Source organism: Drancourtella massiliensis (assembly GCF_016900655.1).
Classification (GTDB): domain Bacteria; phylum Bacillota; class Clostridia; order Lachnospirales; family Lachnospiraceae; genus Sellimonas; species Sellimonas catena.
In genome coordinates this window covers 1-598 of record NZ_JACJKH010000097.1, presented here as the reverse complement: position 1 = coordinate 598, position 598 = coordinate 1, and the positions used below count along the sequence as shown (strand labels likewise).

General features: G+C 45.2%; 1 protein-coding gene. It reads left to right on the top strand.

Features of this window, described 5'->3' with window-relative positions:
• Window positions 1-112 precede the first annotated feature (112 nt).
• Window positions 113-598: transposase (locus H6A32_RS15880; protein WP_346342304.1), on the top strand; the 486-nt coding region annotated here is incomplete at its 3' end.

Sequence of the window (598 nt, the reverse complement as noted above, 5' to 3'; positions counted from 1 at the left end):
AAACAGGAAACGGAAACTAACAAAGCATAAAAAGATCTCCAATAACACCGTCATTGAGATCGATCACTGTTCCCCGCTTGAGATCCTGAAGCTGCAGAAGAACCTGATGCGGATGAAAGAAGACCATATAAGGAACGGGCAGTTAAAACCGGCATACAATGTCCAGATCGCAGTAGAGAATTACTTCATTGTCCATGGATATGTGAGTAATGACCGGACAGACTACAACACACTGATCCCGGTCCTGAAAAAGCATCAGAATGCATTTGGGGATCAGTTGGAGGCAGTGACCGCCGACAGCGGCTATTGCAGTGAAAAGAACCTGTTATATCTAAAAGAGAATGAAATCCGGAGTTACATCAAACTTCAGGATCATGAGAATCGGAAAACCCGCGCTTATAAAGAAGACATTGGGAAATATTACAACATGGGATACGCAGTCTTTGAAGATGAGCATTATTACATCTGCCATGACGGAAGGGAGCTGCATCATATCCGGACGGAAAGCAAAGAGCAGGACGGCTATACCCAGACGGTGGAGGTCTATGGCTGTGCGGACTGTAGCGGCTGTGAGCATAAATCCAAATGTCTTTACAGA